Here is a 24,493-nt window from a genome sequence, read left to right on the forward strand (position 1 = left end):
CCACAGGCGCTAGCTTTTGCATGACAGTTCTATGACAGAACGGTGGCGCGAGTGGAAATGCGCGTTGCTTGGGCCGGGGGAAGAGACGTGGCTAGGATCAGGAAGGGCGCGGCCGTACCCGCGCCACAGTTCTTGGAAGACGATCCGTCCACCGGCTACCTGCCGGGGCGCAGATGGCCGGTCATCCGCTACGGTCTGGTCACGCTGCTTGCCTCCGCCATCCTGGTGTTCGCCATCGAATGGATCGTGCGCGGCGACTTCTTCGGCACAGTCGACTTCTTCCTGCAGCCATTCAAGCCGGGCTGGACCACCATCATTGTCTTTGCATTGGTGCTGATGGGACTGGACGCCGTGTTTGGCCGCAGTCACCAGAGCCTGATGATCGTGGCGCCGCTGACGCTGGCGCTGGCCTTTGTCGGGCATCAGAAGTCGCATTATCTCGGCGATCCGCTCTACCCAACCGATTTTCTTTATTCGCGCCAGATCATGGCACTGATGCCGCTCCTGGTGCGCGAACGGCCTTGGACGGCGCTCGCCATGGCGGTCGGCATCGTCGCCGGCCTGTCGCTGCTGATCTATGGCTGGCGGTTGTGGCGCCGCAAGGTTCCGATCCTCAGCCGCAAAGGGCGGCTGGCGCGGCTGACGCTGGCAGTGCCGCTGCTCGCCTTCTTCGTCTCGATCATGGACTACGCCACCTTCTCGTGGACCCGAGACCGGCTGCAGATCATCCCGATCATGTGGGACCAGAAGGAGAACTACGCCTCCAACGGGTTTGCGCTGGCCTTCGCGCTCAACGTGCCGATGGCGCATGTCTCGGCGCCGGCGGGCTATTCCGACAAGGCGATCGACGCGATCGACAGGCCTGCTGTGGCGGCCTCGGTACCGGATGAGAAACCCGACATCATCGTGGTGATGAGCGAATCTTTCTGGGATCCGACCAAGCTGCCCGGCGTCACAATCACGCCTGACCCGATCCCCAATGTGCGGGCGCTGCGTTCCGGCTATATGTTCTCGCCGGAATTCGGCGGCATGACCGCCAACATCGAATTCGAGGCGCTGACCGGCTTTTCCAATGCCTTCCTGCCGGCGGGCTCGATCCCCTACCAGCAATATGTGCGCACGCCGACGCCGTCGCTGGCGACCTTCCTGAAAAGCGAGGGCTACCGGGCGCGCGCCATCCATCCGGGCACCAACTGGTTCTGGAACAGGGGCGCCGTCTATGCCGATTTCGGTTTCAACGATTTCCGCTCGGAAGAGACGCTGCCGCCACTGGAAAAGCGCGGGCCGCTGGCTTCCGATGCGTCGATGACCGACGAGATCATCGCAGAGGCCGACGCCAGCGAGCGGCCGGTGTTCTTCTTCGCCGTCAGCCTGCAGAACCACGGTCCCTACGAGCCGTACCGCTATTACAATCCGACCCACAAGGTCGTGGCACCGATCAGCACGTGGGCGCGGGAATCGCTGCTCAGCTACGCCGAGGGATCGGCCGATGCCGACCGTGGCCTCGAGCGATTGATCGAATGGGCGAAGAAGCGCGAGCGGCCGACGGTCATCGCCTTCTTCGGCGACCATCTGCCGCCGCTCGGCCCCGTCTATGTCGAAACCGGTTACCTGAAGGACAATGTCGCGCCGCGCAAGGAACCGACGCCCGAGGCGGCACTGGAGCATCATCAGACGCCGCTGGTCATCTGGTCTAACCGCACCGGTCCGGCGCAGGATATGGGCGCCGTGAGCCCAGCCTTCCTGCCCTACCATATCCTTACGACGGCCGGGATCACGCACCCCTACTACACCGGCTTCCTGGGCGCGCTGCGCGAACGCTATCGCGTCGTCGACCGCAATCTGCTTCTGACACCGTCAGGTGAGGCCACGCCGGACTGGGCGCGGCAGAAGGATGTTGATCCGGCGATCAACGATTTCCGCCTGCTGCAATACGACATGATGTTCGGCAAGCGTAAGGCGGCCCCGGACTTCTTCCCCGAAACGATCAACGGTCGTACCCCGCATACGAGTTGATGCCTGGTATTTTTCCAACCCTGCGACGCCAGGACGCTGTCCGGAGCATGCGTTACCCTTGCCTTCCAGCCAATTTGCTATATAGACGCCCGCAATCTGCCGGTCCTTGCTGGGGGCTGAACGGAGGGCCGGAGGTTTTACCCAAAACCTTCGTGTGAAGCCAGAAGCGCTTCCGCCTCCCGTGTCTCCGCTCTCGACCGTCTCGAAATGCTCCTTTCTTCCCCGCCCCCTCGGGATCAGCGGGTCAGAGAAGTTGCAGAGGCTTTTGCCGCGAGGATCCGGGAGAGAAACGAAGAAAGGCACTGAACCACTATGGCTCTATACGAACATGTGTTCCTTGCCCGGCAGGACCTCTCGCAGCAGCAGGTCGATGCGCTTGTCGAACAGTACAAGGGCGTCATCTCCGCAAATGGCGGGTCCGTCGGCCGGGTCGAGAACTGGGGACTGAAGTCCCTCACCTACCGGGTCAACAAGAACCGGAAGGCTTACTACACGCTTATGGACCTCAACTGCCCGCCGGCAGCGCTCAACGAGATGGAGCGCCAGATGGGCCTGTCCGAGGACGTGCTGCGTTTCCTGACCGTCAAGGTCGAGGCGCATGAGGAAGGCCCGTCGGCCATGATGCAGAAGCGCGAAGAGCGCTCGGAACGCGGCGGCTTCGGCGACCGCGACCGTGGTGATCGTGGTCCGCGCTCGTTCGGCGACCGTGATCGCGGCGACCGTGGCGATCGTCCGCCGCGCTCATTTGGCGACGCCGGTGGCGATCGTGGTCCGCGCCGTCCGCGCGAAGGCGTTGAAGGAGGTGCAGAATAATGGTCGACATCAATCAGATCCCGACCCGGCGCCCGTTCCATCGCCGCCGCAAGACCTGCCCGTTCTCCGGCGCCAACGCGCCCAAGATCGACTACAAGGACGTGCGTCTTCTGCAGCGCTACATTTCCGAGCGCGGCAAGATCGTGCCGTCGCGCATCACCGCCGTCAGCCAGAAGAAGCAGCGCGAACTCGCCAAGGCGATCAAGCGCGCCCGCTTCCTCGGCCTGCTGCCCTACGTGGTTCGCTAAGATCTCCGAAGCAGGCGGTTCGCCGCCTGCTTCCTTCTCCCACGGCGACGGGCGCCCAGGGGTAATTTGATGATGCATGTCGTTGTCCCAAAACCGGGACCACTCTTGGCGACGTGCATTGAAATCCCGAGTTGAGGTGAAAAGCCTCTAACTGCCGCGACAGGCAGGACAGCGACACCGGCGCAAAGGCGCTCAGAGCTTCCTGACCTGTTCCATTCAATTCGGCGCCGATCCCGCGGTCGGTGCCAGACGAAGGAACAAGACCATGCAAGTGATTCTTCTCGAACGCGTTTCCCGCCTCGGCCAGATGGGCGATACCGTCAAGGTCAAGGACGGCTTTGCCCGCAACTTCCTCTTGCCGCAGGGCAAGGCGCTGCGCGCCAACGAAGCCAACAAGAAGAAGTTCGAAGGACAGCGCGCGCAGCTCGAAGCCCGCAACCTCGAGCGCAAGTCGGAAGCCAGCCAGGTTGCCGAAAAGCTCGACGGCAAGAGCTTCATCGCCGTACGTTCGGCCGGCGAGACCGGCCAGCTCTACGGTTCGGTGTCGACCCGCGACATCGCCGACCTGCTGACCGCCGAAGGGTTCTCGGTCAACCGCAACCAGATCCAGCTCAACCAGCCGATCAAGACCATCGGCGTCACCAATGTGGCGATTGCGCTGCATCCGGAAGTCGAGGTCACCATCAGCCTCAACATCGCCCGCACGGCCGACGAAGCCGAGCGCCAGGCCAAGGGCGAGACGCTGACCACCGCCGAAGCCATCTATGGCGATGACATCAACGACAACGCACGGCCGGAGAACTTCTTCGACCCGAACACCGAGTTCGAAGGCGGCGAAGAAGACAACGCCTGATCCCGCACGGGGCGTGATCGGGAAGCGAGGGGAGCAGCGCTCCAATCACTTCCTCGTCATCCAGCCTTTCTGGACCAATGCCCGGGCCTCTCGCCCGGGCATTTTTGGGCCAAATGGAACTTTTCGAACCCCTATATATTGTTGCAGAATTGGTCCGCCAGTCTGACCGTGAGGGGACATTTGGTGATGAATATTCTGTTGAAACGCGTTCTCGACCGCCTGGTGCGTACGGGCAATCTGAAAGTCACCGGCCCGAAGGGCTCGACAGTGGTTTTCGGCGACGGCAGCGGCGAGCCGGTGCATATGCACATCAAGACCGCGCATGCCGAGCGCGCCATTACCTTCGATCCGATGCTGGCCGTGCCGGAAGCCTATATGGACGGCGAACTCGACATCATCGAGGGCGGCGTACTGGGTATGATGCGCATCGCCTTCCAGAACATGGGCAGTGGCGGTATCGACGCCACCTGGTCGAAGGCCATCGAGGGTCTGCGCCACGCCTTTCGCCGCCTGCAGCAGATCAACACCGCATCACGGGCGCGCCGCAACGTGCAGCGCCACTATGATTTGTCGGGTGACCTCTACCGGCTCTTCCTCGACGACGACATGCAGTATTCCTGCGCCTACTTCGAACAGCCGGACATGACGCTCGACGAGGCGCAGATGGCCAAGAAACGCCATATCGCCGCCAAGCTCAGGCTGAAGGCCGGCCAGACCGTGCTCGATATCGGCTCCGGCTGGGGTGGGCTCGGCCTCTATCTCGCCAAGGCTTTCGATGTCGACGTGCAAGGCGTGACGCTGTCGACCGAGCAGCACGGCGTCGCCACCGACCGGGCGCATGCGCAAGGCTTGCAGGACCGCGTGCATTTCGATCTCAAGGACTACCGCGAACTCAACGAACGCTTCGACCGCATCGTCTCGGTCGGCATGTTCGAGCATGTCGGCGTCAACCACTTCCGCACCTTCTTCGACAAGTCGGCGACGCTGTTGAAGCCCGACGGCGTCATGCTCTTGCACACGATCGGCCGCTCCGGCGTGCCGTGGGCGACCAGCGCCTTTATCCGCAAGTACATTTTTCCGGGCGGCTACATTCCCTCGCTGTCGGAGGTGATGCCGGCGATCGAGAAGTCGGGGCTTGTGGTCACCGACATCGAGATTCTGCGGCTGCACTATGCCGATACGCTGAAGCATTGGGGCCAGCGCTTTGCCGCCAACCGCGACAAGGCCAAAGCCATCTACGACGAGCGCTTCTGCAGGATGTGGGAGTTCTATCTGGCGGCTTCGGAAGCCGCCTTCCGCTGGCAGGATCTGGTGATCTTCCAGATCCAGATCGCCAAGAAGAACGACACGCTGCCGATGACGCGCGACTACATGGCCAAATGTGAAAAGGCGCTCGAAATGCGCGAAATGGGGCATCGTCAGGAGGCGGCGGCCGCCGAGCCTGCTGTCGCCAGGTCTGTGCCTGCCAGGTCCGTTGCTGTCAGGTCCGTTGCGGCCAAGCCAGCGCGCCGTCGCAAGGTGGCGGATCGCGAATAACGCCTCGATTGCGATTGCCGCTTGCCATTGACGGCTCTGACACTGAAAAAGGTCTCGTTCTCGCGAGACCTTTTTTAATGACCTGCCTGCCCACCATCGCCACCACCCTTGTCGAGTTCGCCGGCGCCTCGGTGCTCGCGGCACGCGGAGCCTGAGCGTGGAACTCCCCGCCTCGCTGCGACAAGGCGTCGAGCGCCTGCTCGAAACGATACCGCTGGCGGTGCTGCGCCAGGCGGCGAAGACGCTGTCTGACCGCTACCGCGCCGAATTGCGCGACGGCCGCCTGCACATGGCCGAAGAGATGGCGGTAAAAGCCTATCTGGCGACGCGGCTGCCGGCGACCTACGCGGCGGTACGGGCCGGTCTCGACGAACTCGCCTATGCGCGGCCCGATTTCCAGCCAACGAGCTTGCTCGATGTCGGCGCCGGTCCTGGCACGGTGCTTTGGGCCACTACAGACCTGTGGCCCGACCTCGAAGAGGCGGTTCTGGTTGAAGCAAGCGCCGCGGTGCGCAAGGTTGGCCAGTCGCTCGCCCTTGATACCATCGCCACGAGGATGGACTGGCGCGCTGGCGACGTGACCATCGACCTTGCCGATCTCAAGCCTGCCGACCTCGTCACCTGCGCCTATGTGCTGGACGAGATCGCGCCAGCATCGCTGCCGAAGCTTGTCGGCCGGCTCTGGCATTTGACCGGCGACACACTGCTGATCGTCGAGCCCGGCACACCGGCAGGCTGGCAGCGCATCCTGGCAGTGCGCAGGCAATTGCTGGAGGCCGGGGCGCATGTGCTGGCGCCTTGTCCGCATGAGGCGCCCTGCCCGCTTGAGCCGCCCGACTGGTGCCATTTTTCGCGCCGCGTCGCCCGCTCGCGCCTTCATCGCCTGGCCAAAGACGCGGACGTGCCGTGGGAGGACGAGAAATTCATCTACGTCGCGGCGTCGCGGCAACCCGCGCCTGTACATCCGCCCCGCGTGATTGCGCCGCCGAAATCGGGCTCCGGCAAGGTGCTGCTCAAACTGTGCCAGCCGGATGGCGGCGCCGGCGAGACACTTTTCACCAAGCGCGAGGGCGAGCTGTTCAAGGCAGCGCGGCGGCTGGACTGGGGCGATACACTGGACGGAAGAAGCGGATAATCACCGAGATTGTTCTTGCTCTGTTCCAACGACTCGGATAAAAGTCAGCGCCTTTCTGAGTCAACCGGAATCGGGGCGCGGAAACACTCTTCTGTGGACGGTTTGCGGCCCCTGTGAACAACGGGCATCGAGGTTGATTGGTCGTGCGGTGATGCAGAAAGGTCAGCACCGATTTATCTCGTTCTGATATCGAGAAGCCGGGATCAAAATCGGGGACATCATGGCAGAGGCAGCGCGAAAATTCGGCGTGGCGGAGCAGCAACCGCTTTATCGTGAAGCGCCGAACAACATCGAGGCAGAGCAGGCGCTGCTCGGCGCCATCCTCGTCAACAACGATGCCTTCTACCGCGTCTCCGACTTCCTCAAGGCCGGCCATTTCTACGAGCCGCTGCACCGGAAAATCTTCGAGGTCGCGGCCGAGCTCATCCGCATGGGCAAGGTGGCGACGCCGATCACGCTGAAAACCTTCCTGCCGGCCGACGAGAAGGTCGGCGACATGACGGTGGCGCAATATGTGGTTCGTCTGGCGGTCGAAGCCGTCACCGTCGTCAATGCCACCGATTATGGCCGCGCCATCTACGATCTGGCCACGCGCCGGGCACTGATTACCGTCGGCGAGGACATGGTCAACATCGCCTATGACGCGCCGGTCGACATGGCGCCGTCCGAACAGATCGAGGATGCCGAGCGGCGGCTGTTCGAACTGGCCGAAACCGGCCGTTACGACGGCGGCTTCGAGAGCTTCACCGACGCGGTCAAGACCGCCGTCGACATGGCCAACGCCGCCTATATGCGCGACGGCCATTTGTCGGGCCTCGCCACCGGCATGCGCGATCTCGACCGCCGCATGGGTGGCCTGCAGGCGTCGGATCTGATCATCATTGCCGGCCGTCCGGGCATGGGCAAGACGTCGCTCGCCACCAACATCGCCTTCAACATCGCCGAGATGTATGAGCCGGCGCAACAGGCCGACGGCTCGTTCAAGGCAGCCAATGGCGGCGTCGTCGGCTTCTTCTCACTGGAAATGTCGTCCGAGCAGCTCGCCACCCGCATCATTTCCGAACAGACGGAAATTTCGTCGTCAAAAATCCGCCGCGGCGAGATTTCAGAGATGGATTTCGAAAAGCTGGTCGCCTGCTCGCAGACCATGCAGAAGATCCCGCTGTTCATCGACCAGACCGGCGGTATCTCGATCGCGCAGCTGTCGGCGCGGGCGCGGCGGCTGAAGCGTCAGCGCGGCCTCGACCTCATCGTCATCGACTATATCCAGCTGATGCAGGGGTCGAGCGCGAAATCGTCGCAGAACCGGGTGCAGGAAATCACCGAGATCACCACCGGCCTCAAGGCGCTGGCCAAGGAACTCTCCGTTCCGATCATCGCGCTGTCGCAGCTGTCGCGTCAGGTCGAAAGCCGCGAAGACAAGCGCCCGCAGCTGTCCGATCTTCGCGAATCCGGCTCGATCGAGCAGGACGCCGACGTGGTGATGTTCGTCTACCGCGAGGAATATTATCTGAAGAACCGCGAACCGAAGCCCGGCACCGACGAATACATCAAGTGGGAACACGAGATGAACGAGATGCGCGGCAAGGCCGAAGTCATCGTCGCCAAGCAGCGCCACGGCCCGACAGGTTCGGTGAGCCTCGCCTTCCATGGCGAGTTCACACGGTTTTCCGACCTCGCCGAAGAGCATCATATTGCGGAGAGGTTCGAGTAGTCTGTTGAGAAAGGCTTCATTCCTTCGCACCCCCCTCTGTCCTGCCGGACATCTCCCCCTCAAGGGGGGAGATTGGATGTCATGTCGGCTTTCGCCAATTATCAACGTGGCACGGTGGGCGCCGAGACCAAAGCTGCTGATCTCCCCCCTTGAGGGGGAGATGGCCGGCAGGCCAGAGGGGGGTGGTGCCCCACCAGCCTTTCTAGCAACGCTCGAAGCAGGCCGCGCCTGATGGCTAAATCGCGCGTCCAGTTCATCTGCCAGAATTGCGGGTCGGTGCATCAGCGCTGGGCCGGCAAATGCGATGCCTGCGGCGAGTGGAACACACTCGTCGAGGAAGGCACGTCCGGCGGCATCGGGTCGGGACCGGCCAACACGCGCAATGCGCGCAAGGGCCGCGCCGTGGTGCTGACCAGCCTGTCCGGTGACATCGAGGATGCGCCGCGGATCATCTCCGGCATTGGCGAACTCGACCGCGCCACCGGCGGCGGTTTCGTGCGCGGCTCGGCGCTGCTGGTCGGCGGCGATCCCGGCATCGGCAAGTCGACGCTGCTTACCCAGGCCGCAGCAGCATTGGCGTCAAAAGGCCACCGCATCGTCTATGTCTCGGGCGAAGAGGCTGTCGCGCAGATCCGGCTGCGGGCGCAGCGGCTTGGCGTCGCCGACACGCCGGTCGAACTTGCCGCCGAGACCAATGTCGAGGATATCCTGGCAACAATAGCCGATGGCAGAAGGCCGGACCTCGTCATCCTCGATTCCATCCAGACGCTGTGGACCGACATGGCCGACTCGGCGCCCGGCACCGTCACCCAGGTGCGCGCCTCGGCGCAAGCGATGATCCGCTACGCCAAATCCACCGGTGCTGCCATCGTGCTGGTCGGCCATGTCACCAAGGAAGGCCAGATCGCCGGTCCGCGCGTCGTCGAGCACATGGTCGACGCCGTTCTCTATTTCGAAGGCGAAGGCGGCCATCACTACCGCATCCTGCGCACGGTGAAGAACCGTTTTGGGCCGACCGACGAGATCGGCGTCTTCGAGATGTCGGACAAGGGCTTGCGCGAGGTCGCCAATCCGTCGGAGCTGTTCCTCGGCGAACGCCACGCAAAATCGCCGGGTTCCGCGGTATTTGCCGGCATGGAAGGCACACGTCCGGTGCTGGTCGAGATCCAGGCGCTGGTGGCGCCGTCCACATTGGGCACGCCGCGCCGTGCCGTCGTCGGCTGGGACGGCGCACGGCTGTCGATGATCCTTGCCGTGCTCGAAGCCCATTGCGGCGTGCGCTTCGGCACCCACGATGTCTACCTCAACGTCGCCGGCGGCTACCGGATTTCCGAGCCGGCGGCCGATCTGGCGGTTGCCGCTGCACTGGTTTCGTCGCTCACCGGTCTTGCCCTTCCCGCCGATTGCGTCTATTTCGGCGAAATCAGCCTGTCGGGCGCAGTGAGGCCGGTTGCGCATGCGCAGCAGCGCCTTAAAGAGGCCGAAAAGCTGGGTTTTGGAAGTGCGGTTCTGCCCTTGGGCAGCGAGGAGGTTGTCGGGGGGATCGGGGCCGGCGCTTTCCAGCCGACCGAACTTGCCGATCTCGTCGCACGCATAGCCGGCTCACGGCGCAGCCGTGTCGACGTGGAAGATTGACGCGGCTCGCCCGAGCCGTGAAAAGACAATCTGAGTGGGGCGAAAGACATGCCGATTACGCTGCTGGACGGAATTCTCGTCGGCTTCACCCTGGTCTCGGCGATGCTCGCCATGGTTCGCGGCCTGTCACGCGAAATCCTGTCCGTCGTGTCCTGGGCGGCTGCCGCCGCGGCGGCATTCTTCTTCTACAAGCCGGTGCTGCCTTACGTTCAGCCCTATGTCGAAAGCGACAAGATCGCCATGGCGGCATCCGCCGGCATCGTCTTCCTCATCGCGCTGATCGTCGTTTCCGTCATCACCATGAAGCTTGCCGACTGGATCATCGATTCCAGGATCGGCGCGCTCGACCGTACGCTGGGCTTCCTCTATGGCGCCGCGCGCGGCGTCCTCGTCGTCGCCGTGGCGCTGCTGTTCTTCAACTGGCTGGCCGGCGCCAAGGCCCCTGCCTGGATCGCCAACGCCAAGTCGAAGCCGCTGCTCGAGACCATCGGCGCCAAGCTGGAAAGCCTGCTGCCCGAAGATCCGGAAAACGCCATCCTGAAGAAGCTCAATCCGAATCAGCCGGCAGCCGAGACGCCTCCGGCGGCCGATGCACCGGCGGCGGATGCTCCGGCAACCGGTGACGATACGCCGGCGCCCGACGACGAGACCGACGCTCCGGCCGATAACGCACCCGCGCCCGCTGCTCCGGCTCCGGCTCCGGCCGCGCCGGCAAACTGATACGGACGGATGGTGCCGGACAGGCGCCATCCCGGCAGTTCCGGCCTGACTATGGTGTGAACGGCGCACGACGTGCGTTGCTTTCGCGGTGCTATCGCACTATATGGCCATTTTAGCGGAGCTTGAGCCCCATGGCAGTTTCGAAGGCAGACGCGGACGACGTCCTTTCCGCCGAAGCAGACGATCATTTCCACGATGAATGCGGGGTGTTCGGCATTTTCGGCCGGCAGGACGCTGCGGCCATCGTCACACTAGGCCTGCATGCGCTGCAGCATCGCGGCCAGGAAGCGGCCGGCATCGTCTCCTATGACGGCACGCAGTTCCATGTCGAACGCCATGTCGGCCTGATCGGCGACACCTTCACCAAGCAGCACGTCATCGACAGCCTGCAAGGCAACCGTGCCATCGGCCACACGCGCTATGCCACGACGGGCGGCGCCGGCATGCGCAACATCCAGCCCTTCTTCGCCGAACTCGCCGATGGCGGCTTTGCCGTCGCCCATAACGGCAATCTCACCAACGCCATGACCGTGCAGCGCGCGCTGCAGAAACAGGGCGCGATCTTCTCGTCGACCTCCGACACCGAGACGCTGCTGCATCTCGTTGCCACCAGCAAGGAACGCGATTTGAATTCGCGCTTCATCGACGCCGTGCGTCAGGTTGAAGGCGCTTTCTCGCTGGTTGCGATGACCTCCAAGAAGATGATCGGCTGCCGCGATCCGCTCGGCATCCGCCCGCTGGTGCTCGGCGACCTCGACGGCGCCTGGATCCTGGCCTCCGAAACCTGCGCGCTCGACATTATCGGCGCCCGCTTCGTGCGCGACCTGAAGCCCGGCGAAATGGTCGTGGTGACCTCGAAGGGCATCGAGAGCCTGTTCCCCTTCGAGCCGCAGAAGACCCGCTTCTGCATCTTCGAATATGTCTATTTCGCCCGCCCGGACTCCTCGGTCGAAGGCCGCAATGTCTACGAAGTGCGCAAGCGTATCGGCGCCGAATTGGCGCAGGAAAGCCCGGTCGATGCCGATATCGTCGTGCCGGTGCCGGATTCCGGCACGCCGGCGGCAATCGGCTTTTCCCAGGCGGCAGGCATCCCCTTCGAACTCGGTATCATCCGCAACCACTATGTCGGCCGAACCTTCATCCAGCCCGGCGATTCGATCCGCCATATGGGCGTCAAGCTCAAGCACAACGCCAACCGCCGGATGATCGAGGGCAAGCGCGTGGTGTTGGTCGACGATTCGATCGTGCGCGGCACCACCAGCCAGAAGATCGTGCAGATGGTGCGCGACGCCGGCGCCAAGGAAGTGCACATGCGAATCGCCTCGCCGCCGACCAGCGCGTCGTGCTTCTACGGCGTCGACACGCCGGAGAAGTCGAAGCTTTTGGCATCGCGCATGTCGATCGAGGAAATGGCCGAGTTCATCCGTGTCGATTCGCTCGGCTTCCTCACCATTGACGGGCTCTACCGCGCCGTCGGCGAAGCCAGCCGCGACAATGAGCAGCCGCAATTCTGCGACGCCTGTTTCACCGGCCAGTACCCGACCCGCCTGCTCGACTTCGAAGGCCACGACAATGTGCGCACGCTGTCGCTGCTGGCGAACAACGGGGCGTAAAGCCCAACTGCTATCCTTGAAAGCGCTCGCATGACCCTCGACCTCTCCGGCCGCGTCGCGGTCGTTACCGGCGCCTCGCGCGGCATCGGCTACTTCATCGCCAAGGAACTTGCCGCCGCCGGCGCGCATGTCATTGCGGTAGCCCGGACCGTCGGCGGGCTGGAAGAACTCGACGACCAGATCAAGGCCGAGCGCGCGAAAACCGGCAAGGGCGAAGCGACTTTGGTGCCTCTCGACCTCTCAGACATGGCCGGCATCGACCGGCTGGGCGGCGCCATTCACGAGCGCTGGGGCAAGCTCGACATTCTGGTGGCCAATGCCGGTGTGCTCGGCGTCATCTCGCCGATCGGCCATGTCGAGGCCAAAACCTTCGAGAAGGTTATGACCATCAATGTCACCTCGACCTGGCGGCTGATCCGCTCGGTCGACCCGCTGCTCAGGCTGTCCGACGCCGGCCGCGCCATTCTCATGTCGTCCGGGGCCGCGCATTCGGCGCGCGCCTTCTGGGCGCCCTATGCGGCGTCGAAGGCGGCTGTGGAAGCCATGACGCGTTCCTGGGCGCATGAGACGCAGAGCCTGGCGCTCCGCATCAATGCGGTCGACCCCGGCGCCACCCGCACCGCCATGCGTGCGCAGGCCGCGCCCGGCGAGGATCCGGAAACGCTGCCGCACCCGTCAGAGGTGGCAAAACGCATCGTGCCGCTGGCGAGCCCCGAGATGAAAGAGACGGGGCTGATCTTCCAGGTCAAGAACAACCGCTTCGTCGCCTACCGGCAGCCGGAATAAACCGGGTTGTAGCGGGATTAAACAGGCCTCCAGTTACGTTTCTTCGAATGTAGGACATTCGAAACCGGAGGACCGACATGCGTAGACTTCTTCTCGTTGCCGCCGCCGCGATTGCCGCCACAGCCGGCGTGGCGCTGGCGCAAGACGCCAAGATGAGTTTCTTCGTCACCAGCGTCGGTTCCGGCAAGGGCGCCGATCTCGGCGGTCTCAAGGGTGCCGACGCGCATTGCGCCTCGCTGGCGGAAGCGGCTGGGGTTACCGGCAAGGAATGGCACGCCTATCTCTCGAGCGCCAATGTCGATGCGCGCGACCGTATCGGCAAGGGTCCCTGGGTCAACGCCAAGGGCGAGAAGATCGCCGATGACGTCGCCTCGCTGCACAGCGACGCCAACGCCATCACCAAGCAGACGGCGCTCAACGAAAAGGGCGAGATGGTCAACGGCCGCGGCGACAAGCCGAACCGGCACGACATATTGACCGGCTCGAAGCCCGACGGCACCAAGATCGCCGACCAGACCTGCGGCGACTGGACCTTGAGCGGGGCGGAGGGCGCGGCGATGATGGGCCACCACGACCGCACCGGCCTTGACGAGTCGGCGGCGGCGAAATCCTGGAACTCCTCGCATGCCTCGCGCGGCGGCTGCAGCCAGGAGGCGCTGAAAGGCACCGGCGGCGACGGCCTGTTCTACTGCTTTGCCGCGAACTAAGCGGGCTCGGGAGCGGTTCTGTTCACGGGTCTGTGATGGTCCGGCGAGCCGCTCCCCCATCGCCCTGCTTTCGCCATCAGCCGGGAGTTGCTAGGGTCAACCGACTCCGACACCCAGCAAAGCGAGGAATTCCCATGGCTGCTCCCAGCGTAGCATTGGTCTGGTACCTGGTGATCGCCGGCCCGCAAGGCGGCATGGTGGTGCTGCCCAGCACCTTCGACACCCGCGAACAGTGCACCAACGCCATCACCGAATATCAGAAGCAGCCGACGCCGGCCGGCTGGGCGGTGAACTGCGTGCCGAGCGCCTCGCCTTTCACCGATGAGGGTGATGCGGAAGAGCCGGCGGCGCAGTAGCGCAATCTCCCCCCTCGAGGGGAGATGGCCGGCAGGCCAGAGGGGGTCGCCTCGCGTAGAGTGCCAACCTCCTTCCGCACAAAGGGCGTCGCGTCCAGTCGGCCCGACCCCCTCTGTCGCCTTCGGCGACATCTCCCCCTCAAGGGGGGAGATCAGGCGCGCGCACTCACCGTCAGCTCCGGCTTGCTGTTGATGGTCTGGAACACCACGCAATAGCGTTCGGTCAGCTTGATGAGCGAATCGATGCGCGCCTGCGGCTCATCCGTGTCGAGGTTGAAATTCAGCCGGATGGCGCGAAAGCCCACGGGGGCGTCCTTGGCCACGCCCAGCGTGCCGCGAAAGTCGAGATCGCCTTCGGCCTCGACGGTGGCTGCGCCAAGCCTGAATTCCAGCGCCGTCGCCACTGCCTTCAGCGTCACGCCGGCGCACGCCACCAGCGCCTCCAAAAGCATATCGCCCGAACACAATTCGAGCCCGGAACCGCCGGTCGCCGGATGCAGGCCGGCGACCGCCAGCGCCCTGCCCGTCTCGACCTTGCAGGCAATCGACTGGTCGTCGATGGAGCCTTTGGCGCGAAGCGTGATCAGCGCTCGAGAGGAATCGTCGCGATAAGCCTCCTTGATCGGTGCCTGCATGGCCTTGAGTGCGGTGGCGTCCATGTTGCATTCCTTTCAGGTCCTTCGCACTTTGATAGCACTGATATGCCGGCGAGACAGCGCCCCCCTCTGCCTACCGGCCACCTCCCCACAGGGGGAGATCTGCAGCTCCGCCGATGGCGCTTTCTACGCCGGCGATTAGCGAAGGCGGTCGCGACATCCAATCTCCATCCCTGTGGGGGATGTCCGGCAGGACAGAGGGGGCGTGAAGGAACGCTAGCTCGCGAAGAGCTACTTTGACTTCGACCGCCCGAGCCATACCTAAGCAGAGTCATTCCCGCGGAGGCATCATGCCGTTCAAGCTGAAACTGATCTCGCTTACCCTGTTGGTGCTTGCAGCCTTCGCGCAGCCCGGCCTCGCCGAAACGCCCGAGCGCCCCGCCCCGGCAGGCGGCGTGCTGTCGCTGCTGCCGGCACCGCAGACGACCAGCCATTCAATCACCATTGCCGGGCGCAAGCTGGACTATCAGGCAAAGGCCGGCACGCTGTCGCTGCTATCCGGCAAGGGCGAGGTCACCGCGGAAATCTTCTATGTCGCCTACACGCTGCCGCCACTGGCGGGCGCGGAGAAGGCTCGCCCCATCACCTTCGTCTTCAATGGCGGCCCGGGCGCGGCATCCGCCTATCTGCATCTCGGCGCACTCGGCCCGCGTGTCGTCGCGACCGGCGCCGATGGCCAATTCCTGCCGCCGCCGCAAAAGCTGATCGACAATCCCGACAGCTGGCTCGACATGACCGACCTCGTCTTCGTCGATCCGGTCGGCACCGGCTACAGCCGCGAGGCCCCCGGCCAGGACACGAAAGATTTTTGGGGCGTCAGCCAGGACGCCAGTTCGATCGGCGCTTTCATCCGGCTCTATCTCGCCCAGAACGGCCGCACCGGATCGCCGCTCTTCCTTGCCGGCGAAAGCTATGGCGGGTTCCGCGCGGCACTTCTCGCCAGGACCCTGCAGGAAGATGTCGGCCTGAGCCCCAACGGCATCGTGCTGATCTCGCCTGCACTGGAGTTCACGCTGGTGCTGCCCGACGAATTCCAGCCACTGCATTGGGCGCTGGAACTGCCCTCGCTGGCGGCGGTGCGCCTGCGCAGCGAAGGCCTCAGCGGCGAGGCGCTGCGCGAAAAGCTCGCCGAGGTCGAACACTATGCTATGGGTGACTACCTCACCGCTCTGGCCGGCGGGCTGGAACAGGGTGGGCGGCTGGCCAGCCAGCGCGTGGCCGAGATCACCGGCCTGCCGCTCGACCTCGTGCAACGCAATTTCGCCCGCATCCCGACCGCCCTGTTCGCGCGCGAATTCCAGCGCCCCAGTGGAAAAGTGCTCAGCCCGTATGACGGCACCATCGCCACCAGCGACATCGCCCCGGAGAGCGCCCGCAGCGCCGGCCCAGATCCGGTGCTCGACCGCAGCGTGCCGGCGCTGACCTCGGCCTTTGTCGGTTATGCGCGCGACGAGCTGAATTTTCGCACCGATGTCAGCTACAGGTTGCTCAATGGCGATGTGACCCACGCCTGGGACTATGGCGGCTCGCGGCAAGGCTATGCCGGGGTGATGGACGATCTGCAGCGGGCGCGCTCGCTCAACCCGGGGCTCGGCGTGGTGATCGTCAACGGCGACACCGATCTGGTCACTCCCTATCTGGCCTCACGCTATCTGGTGAGCCAAATCCCGACGCTCGGCGGGGCAAAACCTATCCGTCTCGACGTCATCGAGGGCGGCCACATGATGTATCTCAGGCCGGGCGGCCGACGCGCCCTGAAGGAGGCCGCTTCGGAGCTCTACCAGGCAACACAGTGAACGGCGTGCCCACGCTGTCGGCCAGGCTGCGCCAACGCAAGCTTGCCACTGGCGTAGCGCCCCGCGGGCTTTCGCCCGTATAGCCTGCAATGGGAGCCTGATTGGCGCAGGCTTCTTCTTCGTCCTCTTGACAGCGCCGGACACGCCGCATGGCCGATATTGCCATTCTGGAAACCCGCGAAAGGGTGCTTGCCGGCATCCTGTTCACCGGCTGCGCCTATTTCCTGTTTTCGACGCAGGACGCCGCGATCAAGCTTCTGGTCGTCGGCATCAGCGTCTGGCAGATCATGTTCTTCCGCTCGATCGCTGTGCTTATCGGCTGTGCTGCAATCGGCGGACCGCCCATCTTTGCCGACACAATGCGCTCGCCCATCGTGCGGCCGATGCTGGTGCGCAGCGCCTTCACGCTCGGCGCCTGGCTCTGCTACTACAACGCGGCCCGCTCCCTGCAGCTGGCCGAACTCACCACCATCTATTACGCCGCCCCGATCATCGTCACCGTGCTGTCGGTGGTGATGCTTGGCGAAAAGGTGCCGCTGTTGCGCTGGCTGGCGGTGTTCATCGGCTTCGTCGGCGTCTTCATCGCCTGTGATCCCACTCGTCTCGGCTTGTCCGTGCCGATGCTCTTGGTACTGGCTGCGGCAGTGCTGTGGGGCATTGCCGTGGTGCTGTTGCGCAAGACGGCGCTGGCCGAGCGCACGCTGATCCAGCTTGTGCTCAACAATTTCTACTTCCTGGTGTTTTCCACGGTGCCGGCGCTGTTGGTCTGGCAGATGCCGGACTGGCGCCAGTTGCTGCTTTTGATCAGCGTCGGCGCGCTCGGCGGCGTGGCGCAATTTATGCTGTTCGAAGGCATGAAGCGGGCGCCGGTGTCGATCGTGGCGCCGTTCGAATACACCTCATTGGTCTGGGCCTTCGGGCTCGGCTTTGCGATCTGGGGCGACGTGCCGCGTCGCGAGGTGTTTCTGGGGGCGGCGTTGATCGTCGGCGCCGGCCTGCTGATCATCGGCAACGAGCATTTCCGCAAGCGGCTATGAGTACCCCGTGCTGACAGCATGGTGGCAGGAGAAGACGGATAGGCTGCTGAGATGACGGAAGCGCTCGACGGCCCAGGCACCACAGATACCGCTGCCGAGCGTACGCTCGGCATCATGCTGGTGGCGGCCTCGGCGGCTTTCTTCGCCCTCACCGGCGTGCTGACCAAATCGATCCACACCGACCCGCTGACCATCACTTGCTGGCGCGGCTTTGTCGGCGCGATCCTGATCACCTTCTATGTGCTGTGGCGCCGGCGCCGCTCCGGCGGGCGGGAAAGCTTGCGACTTGGCTGGCGCGGCTGGCTGCTGGCCCTTGAGGGCGCCGCGGCCAGCATCGCCTTCATCTCGGCGTTCAAATTCACCTATGTCGCCAATGTCGCTGTCATCTACGCCACCGCGCCCTTCATCACCGCGCTGCTCGCCTTCGTGCTGGTGCGCGAGCCGTTCCGGGCGCAGACGCTTGCCGCCGCCGCCGTTTCGCTGTGCGGCGTAGCGATGATGGTCGGCTCCGGCTTCGGCAGCGGTCATCTGTTTGGCGATGGGCTCGCGCTGCTGATGACCGCCGGCAGCGCGCTCTACATGATCATGGTGCGCGCCTTCCGCGACACGCCGGTGGTGTGGGCGGGCGCAGTCTCGGCGCTTCTGCTGTTCGTGCTCGGCTGGTTCGTCACCGACCCCCTGGCGATTTCTGCTCGCGACGCCGTGCTGCTCGTCGCCTTCGGAGGATCGTTCGCGGCGGCGTCGATCCTGTGGACGGAAGGCTCGCGGCTGATCCCTGCGCCCGAGTCCGGCCTTCTCGGTGCCGCCGAAGTGCCGTTTGCGATCCTGTTCGCCTTCCTGTTCCTCGGCGAGATCGCGCCGGCCGCCAGCCTGATCGGCGGCGCCATAGTACTGTGCGCGGTTTTCGCCCATGCGGGGCGCGACTGGCTGGCCGCGAGAAAAAGTGCGGCAACCCAATAATTATTTTCCAAGTCATGGAACCATCATGCGGATCAGGCAGTTTTATGTGCGACGGGTCACCCCCCAAGTCCCCCCAAACCCCTCGACCCGTCCTCCTCAAAGCCGACCGTAAAGGTCGGCTTTTTCTTTGGACATCAGCCGGCAAAGCCGGGCAAGGCGAGGTTGTCGCTGAGCAGGATGGCAAGATCGCGCGCCGGCCGCTCGGCGCCCTGGCCGAGTTTTATCGCGAATTGCGCTGTCGGCACCGGCGGCAGGGCGAATTCGCGCGGTGCTTCGGCAATGCCTGAATGGGCAAAGCGGGCGGTGCGCAAGGTCAGCGCGATGCCGGCATTGACCGCCGTGCGCAAGCCGGCAAGGCTGGCGCTGCCGGCGGCAATGCGGTAGCGGCGGCCGGCAGCATCGAGGGCCGCGAGTGCTGCTTCGCGAAAGCCGCAATAGGGGTCGAGCAGCGCCAGCGGCAATTCCTCTTCCCGCACGGCAAGCCCTTTTTGCGAGCACAGCCACAGCATCGGCTCACTGAACAGCCCGACTTCGTCATTGGCCGGCGTCTTGCGCATGACAACGGCCAGATCGAGCTGCCCGGCCTGCAGCGCCTCGCCAAGCTCGGCCGAACGGCCAACGCGGAGTTCGACCCTGACGCGCGGATGGCTGGTCGCGAAGGCGCGCAGCAGCTCCGGCAGGCCGCTATCGGCGAAATCCTGTGTCGTGCCGATGGCGACGCGACCAGCGGCACGCGCGCCCTTGAGCGCCAGCCAGGCCTCGCTGTGCACGGCAAGAATGCGGCGGGCATGACCGACAAGATCCTCGCCGGCCGGCGTCAGCCCGCGCCCGCGCCCCTGCGCCACCAGCAGCGGTTCGCCGACGATCTCCTCCAGACGCTGCATCTGCGCGGTCACCGCCGAGGGCGAGCGGCCGACAGCAGACGCAGCCTGAGCCAGCGAGCCGCCATCGACAAAGGCAAGGAAGGTTTTGAGCAGATCGGGATCGAGAGCTTGCATGCTTCGATAATACAGAACCTTTTGTTCGAAACAATTCGATTTTTTTGATTCAAAGATGATGGCATTGTCTCTCCAACGGCAAACAGACGCCGCTCAAACGAAGGAGAGAAAAATGCCCATCATCAACATCAGCGTCACCGGCAACCCCGACGCCAAGCTGTCCGCCACAATCGCCAAGGAAATCACCGAGCTGACGGCAACCCATCTGCGCAAGGACCCGACGATTACCGCCGTCGCCGTCACCTATGTCGACCCGCAGCATTGGTTCGCCGGCGGCAAATCGCTGGCGGAGCATGGCGCCAACACCTTCTGGCTCGACATCAAGGTGGTCGACGGCACCAACACCAAGCTGGAACTGGAGGCTTATCTGAAGGCGATCTTTGAGGCCTTTGGTAAGTTGCTGGGTGGTGTGCACGAGGAAAGCTATGCCTTCGTGCATGAAGTCCCGGCCGCTGCTTACGGTTATGGCGGCAAGTCGCAGGAGTTCCGGTTCATCAGTGGGCGGCTGAAGGCCACGGCCTGATTGCTACCCAGCGGGAGGATGAAGCCTTGTATCAAGCACGAAATCCTCCCGGAGATGCAAGCTATAAAGGCCTGCCGCCCGATTGGGATCGAACACCAGGTTCCAGCTGTGCTGGGATACCGCGCTGGGGATCAGAAAGAACGGATGCTTTGCCAGCAGACCATCGCCGAACTGCTGCTGTCCCGCGCCTGGGATGCCGGGACGCAGCCAGTTCGCGTTCGGAATATCGTCGGTTTGGACCACATAAATCTCTGATGGATCGACGATGTCGAATGCCGTCAGCACGTGAGGGACAGCATCCAGCGTGCGAAACCCCTTGTGGACCGCCACCTCCAAGATGGCGGTCGACGGGTCGATGGACGCATATACGGCTCTGATCCCTTTGCTGTTCCACCTTCCCCCAAGCTTGAAGGCTCCTTCGCCACTGTCCCAGCTCGCCTTGAAGCGTCTATGATCAAGCCTCCAGCCCAAAACCTGCCCTGTTCCGAGGGAGCCCGGCAAAGGCGTCACGCGTAGACACCATAGTCGAGCCGCTCAAGAAACTCCTGCACAAGCGCAGTGCCCGCCGCCGTGGCCAGCAGATCGATCGGCCGGCGATTGTCCAAACCCATGGCAGGCTCGATCATCCATTTTTCCGCTTCTTCCTGAGTCCCGAGCACGGACGTGGCCTTTGTCAGGAGCTTGGCGAAGTTCCAGGTTCTGGAACCTTGCTCCCGACTGAGGGTCTTGGAGTGATCCGCTTTGCGCCGCTGAAATGTCCGCTCGCTCATGCCGAACGCGGTCTCAAACGCATCGGCGGGATCAATGACCATCAGATGCCTGACGAGGCTTTCGAGCGCCTGGCCCGGAATTCCATGCAGGATCATTTCATGTGCCTCAAGAGGACTGGCTACCGAGAATCCAAGAACCTTCCGTCCACCAAACAGGTCGACCATCCGTTCGAACTCCGGCTCCATATGCGGTGCCTCGGCAAAACCCACCGGGGAACTGGCCATATTACCTCTCCGTCACGTGTCGCTTTATTTACGACACGTGTCGCAATATTTCAAGGTCTGCGTTTGGATCATTGCCTGGTGAGGTCAGGTGGAACACCGCTCCCTCGCACCCGCGCATTGACCTTGCCCCCCATTGCGCTACCCTCTGCTCTCCAAGCGGACGAAGAGCCGCATACCGGACCGTTGGGAGAGACGCGGCATGATCCTGGCACTGGCGCTGCTTGCAGGCCTCGTGGTGGCCTGGCTGCTGATTGGCGCGATCGAGACCTTTCGCCTGGACCTGCGCTTCACCCAGGCGCTGCTCTATGTGCCGTTCAAGCTTACCTACCGGATGGAGGACCGGCGCATCCGCATTGCCCGCAACGCGCCGACGCCGGTGATCTATGTGGTCTCGCACCAGTCGCGCTTCGAGCCGGCGCTGATGCTGTCGCTGCTGCCCGACGACACGCTGCACATTCTCGACGAGGCCTCGGCGCGCTCGCCCTGGATGGAGCCTTGGCGCGAGCTTGGCCGCACCATCGCCTTCAACGCCGAGCATCTCTTCGTCAGCCGGCGGCTGGTCAGGGTGCTGAAGGGTAAAGGCCGGCTTGCCGTCTATCTGCCCGATGACGTCGAGCCCGATGTGAAGACGTTTCGCCTGTTCCGCGCCGTCACCCGCATCGCCATGCAGGCCGACGCCCGCATCGTGCCGATCTTCGTCACCGGCGCGCGCGACCTGCCGGTTTCCTTGACGCCAAAGAACCGGGCGCCGCGCCACTGGTTCCCAAAACTCTCGATCAGCGTGCTGGAACCAATGACGATTGCCGAACTGGTGGCGCGCAACCCCGACCAGGCTTCCAACACAAATGCGTTGTTCGACCGCATCGCCGAGGCGCGGCTTTATGGCAGCAACCTCGATCGCGGCCTGTTCCTGGCCATGCGCGATGCCGCGGATCGCACCGGCGCCTCGCACCCGATCATCGAGGATGTGATCAGCGGCTCGCTCAGCTATCGAAAAATGTTCATCGGCGCGCGCGTGCTCGGCCGCCGTTTCGAGGCGGTGGCGGCGCCCGGCGAAGCGGTCGGGGTTTTGCTGCCCAACGCCAATGGCGTGGTGCTGTCCTTCGTCGGCCTGCTCTCGGCCGGCCGGGTAGCGGCGATGATCAACTACACGGCAGGGCCGGCCAGCGTAACCGCCGCGGTGCGCACGGCAGTCATCCGAACAGTGGTTTCCTCGCGCGCGTTCGTCGAGAAGGCGGCGCTTGCCGACATCATCGCCGCGGTCGAGGCCGGCGGCGCCAAGATGCTGTGGCTGGAGGATGTGCGCGCAAGCGTCACCACACTGGAAAGGCTCGCAGCAGCGGTGCTCTGGCGGTTCCCGCTGCAGCGGCAGGCTGCGGCCAAGCCCGCCGCAATCCTGTTCACCTCAGGCTCGGAAGGCACGCCCAAGGCCGTGGTGCTGTCGCATCGCAATCTCCACGCCAACGCCATGCAGGCTGAGGCGCGCATTACCATTTCGCCCTCCGACATCCTGCTCAACGTACTGCCGGTTTTTCACTCTTTCGGCCTGACCGGCGGCACCATCCTGCCGCTGGTGACCGGGGTGAAACTGTTCCTCTACCCGTCACCGCTGCACTACAAGATCATCCCGGAGATCGCCCGCAAGGTGAAGCCGACCATCATGTTCGGCACCGACACTTTCCTTGCCAACTATGCCCGCACGGCCAAGGATGGCGATTTCTCCAGCCTGCGCTTCGTCGTCGCCGGCGCGGAAGCGGTGAAGCCGGAGACGCGGCGCGTTTATCGTGAGCGCTTCGATGCCTCGATCATCGAGGGGTTCGGGCTGACGGAGGCCGCTCCGGTCGTCGCCGTCAACACCGCCATCCATGGTCGCGACGGCACGGTCGGACGGTTGTTGCCGGCGATGCGCATGAAGCTCGAACCGGTCCAGGGTATCGAGGGTGCCGGCCGCCTGTGGCTCGACGGGCCGAATTTGATGATGGGCTACATGACCGCTGACCGGCCCGGCGAATTGCAGCCGCTGGACGGCTGGCACGACACCGGCGACATCGTCTCGGTAGACCGCGAAGGCTTCATCACCATTCGCGGCCGGGCAAAACGCTTCGCCAAGATCGCTGGCGAGATGGTGTCGTTGGGTGCCGTCGAGATGCTGGTGCAGTCGCTGTGGCCGGAAGAGCGCCACGCCGCGGTGGCGGTGCCGGACAAGAGGCGCGGCGAGCGCATCGTGCTGGTCACCACCGCCGACGACGCCGATCCGGAAGAACTGCGCGCCTTCGGCAAGAAAGCAGGGGCGGCCGAGCTGATGGTGCCCAACGACATCGTCAAGGTCGAGGAGATCCCGGTGCTGGGTTCCGGCAAGACGGATTATGTCTCGACGCAGAACCTGGCGATCGAGAAGCTGGGGTTGGGCCTGGCGGCTTAGCTTATCTCCCTCCTCGAGGGGGAGATCGCCGGCAGGCCAGAGGGGGTCACCTCGCGTGAAGCGCCGACGTCCTCTTCGCTCAAACGAGGTCGCGTCCGGGGCGTACCGACCCCCTCTGTCGCCTTCGGCGACATCTCCCCCTGGGGGGAGATAACAACTACCCGATATCCGAAGGCGGCACTTTTTCGCCCTCGCGCTTGGCGCGCTTCGAATACGCCCGCACGCTGAAAGGCAGGAAGATGAGATAGCCCGCGACAGAGGCAGTCAGCGTGTACCAGGGATAGGTCATCAACAGCAGCACGTAGAGCACGACCGCCAGGATGATCGGCAGCACCTTGTCGCCCGGCACTTTCAGGCTTTTGCCGGAATAGACCGGCAGCCGGCTGACCAGCAGGAAAGCGACCAGGACGGTGAAGCCGGTGGCGACGAAGGCCGTCAGGCGGTCGGGCTCGAGACCGAGCCGCAGGAACGACAGATAGAGCGGCAGCATAACCAGCACGGCGCCAGCCGGCGCCGGCACGCCGACGAAGTATTCGCTCTGCCAGATCGGCCGGTCATGATCTTCGTCGAGCACGTTGAAGCGGGCGAGCCGCAGGCCACAGGCGATGGTGAACAGAAGGGCTGCGATCCAGCCGAATGAGCCGGCGCGGTCGAGCAGGAAGGCGTAGAGCACCAGTGCTGGTGCGACGCCGAAATTGACGATGTCGGCCAGCGAATCCATCTGCGCGCCGAATTTGGATGTCGCCTTCAACATGCGCGCCAGGCGCCCGTCTATGCCGTCCAGGAAGGCTGCGAGCAGCACCATCACCACGGCCGGCTCGAAACGGCCCTCGAAGCCGAAGCGGATGCCGGACAGGCCGGCGCAGATGGCAAGCACGGTCACCAGATTGGGCAGCACCATGCGCATCGGAATTTCGCGGATGCGAGGGCCGCCGCTGCCATGTGCCTCGAACTTTTTAAACGGCGCGCCCACC

Annotated in this window: 23 protein-coding genes; 18 read left to right on the forward strand and 5 right to left on the reverse strand. The window is 64.1% G+C overall.

Features of this window, described 5'->3' with window-relative positions; all coding sequences use genetic code 11:
- The first annotated feature begins 87 nt into the window (after positions 1-87).
- The 13 genes from X750_RS146770 (at position 88) to X750_RS146710 (ending at position 14,132) form a co-directional block, all read left to right on the forward strand.
- A complete protein-coding gene (locus X750_RS146770; RefSeq protein WP_023747917.1) occupies positions 88-2,016 on the forward strand; it encodes an LTA synthase family protein in 1,929 nt (642 codons plus the stop codon).
- 312 nt (positions 2,017-2,328) lie between these two features.
- On the forward strand, positions 2,329-2,829 hold the full coding sequence (gene rpsF, locus X750_RS146765) for a 30S ribosomal protein S6 (RefSeq protein WP_023672722.1): 501 nt from the start codon (positions 2,329-2,331) through the stop codon (positions 2,827-2,829).
- Positions 2,829-3,077, forward strand: a complete 249-nt coding sequence (rpsR, locus tag X750_RS146760; RefSeq protein ID WP_006203718.1) for a 30S ribosomal protein S18 — start codon at positions 2,829-2,831, stop codon at positions 3,075-3,077. Before rpsF ends, rpsR begins: the two co-directional genes overlap by 1 nt.
- Positions 3,078-3,342: 265 nt before the next feature.
- Positions 3,343-3,930, forward strand: coding sequence for a 50S ribosomal protein L9 (gene rplI / locus X750_RS146755; protein WP_023672721.1), 588 nt, complete (start codon positions 3,343-3,345; stop codon positions 3,928-3,930).
- Between the two features lie 186 nt (positions 3,931-4,116).
- The gene (locus X750_RS146750) at positions 4,117-5,466 is read left to right on the forward strand and encodes a cyclopropane-fatty-acyl-phospholipid synthase family protein (RefSeq protein WP_023672720.1); all 1,350 of its coding nucleotides are present in this window, start codon (positions 4,117-4,119) and stop codon (positions 5,464-5,466) included.
- Positions 5,467-5,623: 157 nt separating this feature from the next.
- Positions 5,624-6,601 carry a small ribosomal subunit Rsm22 family protein gene (locus X750_RS146745; RefSeq protein WP_023733856.1) on the forward strand — a complete coding sequence of 326 codons (978 nt, stop codon included), beginning with the start codon at positions 5,624-5,626 and terminating at the stop codon, positions 6,599-6,601.
- A gap of 220 nt (positions 6,602-6,821) precedes the next feature.
- Complete coding sequence (locus tag X750_RS146740; protein WP_023672717.1) at positions 6,822-8,315, forward strand: replicative DNA helicase; 1,494 nt, start codon at positions 6,822-6,824, stop codon at positions 8,313-8,315.
- A gap of 231 nt (positions 8,316-8,546) precedes the next feature.
- Positions 8,547-9,950, forward strand: a complete 1,404-nt coding sequence (gene radA, locus X750_RS146735; RefSeq protein WP_023747918.1) for a DNA repair protein RadA — start codon at positions 8,547-8,549, stop codon at positions 9,948-9,950.
- A 48-nt stretch (positions 9,951-9,998) separates the two neighbouring features.
- Entirely contained in the window at positions 9,999-10,670 is a 672-nt protein-coding gene (locus X750_RS146730) for a CvpA family protein (RefSeq protein ID WP_023747919.1), read from the forward strand.
- Positions 10,671-10,801: 131 nt separating this feature from the next.
- Positions 10,802-12,283, forward strand: coding sequence for an amidophosphoribosyltransferase (purF, locus tag X750_RS146725; protein WP_023711952.1), 1,482 nt, complete (start codon positions 10,802-10,804; stop codon positions 12,281-12,283).
- Between the two features lie 30 nt (positions 12,284-12,313).
- The gene (locus X750_RS146720; RefSeq protein WP_023705364.1) at positions 12,314-13,069 is read left to right on the forward strand and encodes an SDR family NAD(P)-dependent oxidoreductase; all 756 of its coding nucleotides are present in this window, start codon (positions 12,314-12,316) and stop codon (positions 13,067-13,069) included.
- A 77-nt stretch (positions 13,070-13,146) separates the two neighbouring features.
- Positions 13,147-13,776 (forward strand): hypothetical protein, encoded by a 630-nt coding sequence (locus X750_RS146715; RefSeq protein ID WP_023747920.1) that lies wholly within the window; start codon positions 13,147-13,149, stop codon positions 13,774-13,776.
- A gap of 134 nt (positions 13,777-13,910) precedes the next feature.
- On the forward strand, positions 13,911-14,132 hold the full coding sequence (locus tag X750_RS146710) for a hypothetical protein (RefSeq protein ID WP_023689120.1): 222 nt from the start codon (positions 13,911-13,913) through the stop codon (positions 14,130-14,132).
- Positions 14,133-14,284: 152 nt separating this feature from the next.
- Here the strand turns inward: X750_RS146710 and X750_RS146705 are convergent, their stop codons facing one another.
- Positions 14,285-14,791 (reverse strand): OsmC family protein, encoded by a 507-nt coding sequence (locus X750_RS146705; protein ID WP_023672710.1) that lies wholly within the window; start codon positions 14,789-14,791, stop codon positions 14,285-14,287.
- A gap of 287 nt (positions 14,792-15,078) precedes the next feature.
- On the opposite strand from X750_RS146705, the gene X750_RS146700 reads away from it, so the two are divergent.
- The 3 genes from X750_RS146700 to X750_RS146690 all read left to right on the forward strand — a co-directional run bounded on the left by X750_RS146700 (position 15,079) and on the right by X750_RS146690 (position 18,581).
- Positions 15,079-16,584 (forward strand): alpha/beta hydrolase, encoded by a 1,506-nt coding sequence (locus X750_RS146700; protein WP_023747921.1) that lies wholly within the window; start codon positions 15,079-15,081, stop codon positions 16,582-16,584.
- A 149-nt stretch (positions 16,585-16,733) separates the two neighbouring features.
- Positions 16,734-17,621, forward strand: a complete 888-nt coding sequence (locus X750_RS146695) for a DMT family transporter (protein ID WP_023689123.1) — start codon at positions 16,734-16,736, stop codon at positions 17,619-17,621.
- 51 nt (positions 17,622-17,672) lie between these two features.
- Positions 17,673-18,581, forward strand: a complete 909-nt coding sequence (locus tag X750_RS146690) for a DMT family transporter (protein WP_023672707.1) — start codon at positions 17,673-17,675, stop codon at positions 18,579-18,581.
- Between the two features lie 134 nt (positions 18,582-18,715).
- On the opposite strand, the gene X750_RS146685 is transcribed toward X750_RS146690, so the two are convergent.
- Positions 18,716-19,579, reverse strand: coding sequence for a LysR substrate-binding domain-containing protein (locus X750_RS146685; protein ID WP_023693978.1), 864 nt, complete (start codon positions 19,577-19,579; stop codon positions 18,716-18,718).
- 112 nt (positions 19,580-19,691) lie between these two features.
- Here X750_RS146685 and X750_RS146680 point away from each other — a divergent pair, with 112 nt between their 5' ends.
- Positions 19,692-20,102, forward strand: a complete 411-nt coding sequence (locus X750_RS146680) for a 4-oxalocrotonate tautomerase family protein (RefSeq protein ID WP_023747922.1) — start codon at positions 19,692-19,694, stop codon at positions 20,100-20,102.
- Between the two features lie 3 nt (positions 20,103-20,105).
- On the opposite strand, the gene X750_RS146675 is transcribed toward X750_RS146680, so the two are convergent.
- Positions 20,106-20,612, reverse strand: coding sequence for an RES domain-containing protein (locus X750_RS146675; RefSeq protein ID WP_023747923.1), 507 nt, complete (start codon positions 20,610-20,612; stop codon positions 20,106-20,108).
- Positions 20,609-21,097, reverse strand: coding sequence for an antitoxin Xre/MbcA/ParS toxin-binding domain-containing protein (locus X750_RS146670; RefSeq protein ID WP_023747924.1), 489 nt, complete (start codon positions 21,095-21,097; stop codon positions 20,609-20,611). The genes X750_RS146675 and X750_RS146670 overlap by 4 nt, the downstream gene beginning before the upstream one ends.
- Positions 21,098-21,296: 199 nt before the next feature.
- Here X750_RS146670 and X750_RS146665 point away from each other — a divergent pair, with 199 nt between their 5' ends.
- Entirely contained in the window at positions 21,297-23,519 is a 2,223-nt protein-coding gene (locus X750_RS146665; RefSeq protein WP_023747925.1) for an AMP-binding protein, read from the forward strand.
- Between the two features lie 157 nt (positions 23,520-23,676).
- Here X750_RS146665 and pssA read toward each other — a convergent pair whose 3' ends face one another.
- Positions 23,677-24,492: a CDP-diacylglycerol--serine O-phosphatidyltransferase gene (pssA, locus tag X750_RS146660; RefSeq protein ID WP_023672701.1), complete on the reverse strand. Its 816-nt coding sequence runs from the start codon at positions 24,490-24,492 to the stop codon at positions 23,677-23,679.
- Position 24,493: the final 1 nt, after the last annotated feature.

The sequence above is a fragment of the Mesorhizobium sp. LNJC391B00 genome, assembly GCF_000502535.1.
GTDB lineage: Bacteria > Pseudomonadota > Alphaproteobacteria > Rhizobiales > Rhizobiaceae > Mesorhizobium.

Coding starts and splice junctions, on each gene's coding strand:
- X750_RS146690 (WP_023672707.1), top strand. CDS start 17,673: ATGACGGAAGCGCTCGACGGCCCAGGCACCACAGATACCGCTGCCGAG.
- X750_RS146705 (WP_023672710.1), bottom strand. CDS start 14,791: ATGGACGCCACCGCACTCAAGGCCATGCAGGCACCGATCAAGGAGGCT.
- radA (WP_023747918.1), top strand. CDS start 8,547: ATGGCTAAATCGCGCGTCCAGTTCATCTGCCAGAATTGCGGGTCGGTG.
- X750_RS146685 (WP_023693978.1), bottom strand. CDS start 19,579: ATGCAAGCTCTCGATCCCGATCTGCTCAAAACCTTCCTTGCCTTTGTC.
- X750_RS146730 (WP_023747919.1), top strand. CDS start 9,999: ATGCCGATTACGCTGCTGGACGGAATTCTCGTCGGCTTCACCCTGGTC.
- X750_RS146720 (WP_023705364.1), top strand. CDS start 12,314: ATGACCCTCGACCTCTCCGGCCGCGTCGCGGTCGTTACCGGCGCCTCG.
- rpsR (WP_006203718.1), top strand. CDS start 2,829: ATGGTCGACATCAATCAGATCCCGACCCGGCGCCCGTTCCATCGCCGC.
- X750_RS146670 (WP_023747924.1), bottom strand. CDS start 21,097: ATGGCCAGTTCCCCGGTGGGTTTTGCCGAGGCACCGCATATGGAGCCG.
- X750_RS146695 (WP_023689123.1), top strand. CDS start 16,734: ATGGCCGATATTGCCATTCTGGAAACCCGCGAAAGGGTGCTTGCCGGC.
- X750_RS146680 (WP_023747922.1), top strand. CDS start 19,692: ATGCCCATCATCAACATCAGCGTCACCGGCAACCCCGACGCCAAGCTG.
- rpsF (WP_023672722.1), top strand. CDS start 2,329: ATGGCTCTATACGAACATGTGTTCCTTGCCCGGCAGGACCTCTCGCAG.
- purF (WP_023711952.1), top strand. CDS start 10,802: ATGGCAGTTTCGAAGGCAGACGCGGACGACGTCCTTTCCGCCGAAGCA.
- X750_RS146715 (WP_023747920.1), top strand. CDS start 13,147: ATGCGTAGACTTCTTCTCGTTGCCGCCGCCGCGATTGCCGCCACAGCC.
- X750_RS146700 (WP_023747921.1), top strand. CDS start 15,079: ATGCCGTTCAAGCTGAAACTGATCTCGCTTACCCTGTTGGTGCTTGCA.
- X750_RS146740 (WP_023672717.1), top strand. CDS start 6,822: ATGGCAGAGGCAGCGCGAAAATTCGGCGTGGCGGAGCAGCAACCGCTT.
- X750_RS146665 (WP_023747925.1), top strand. CDS start 21,297: ATGATCCTGGCACTGGCGCTGCTTGCAGGCCTCGTGGTGGCCTGGCTG.
- X750_RS146750 (WP_023672720.1), top strand. CDS start 4,117: ATGAATATTCTGTTGAAACGCGTTCTCGACCGCCTGGTGCGTACGGGC.
- rplI (WP_023672721.1), top strand. CDS start 3,343: ATGCAAGTGATTCTTCTCGAACGCGTTTCCCGCCTCGGCCAGATGGGC.
- X750_RS146710 (WP_023689120.1), top strand. CDS start 13,911: ATGGCTGCTCCCAGCGTAGCATTGGTCTGGTACCTGGTGATCGCCGGC.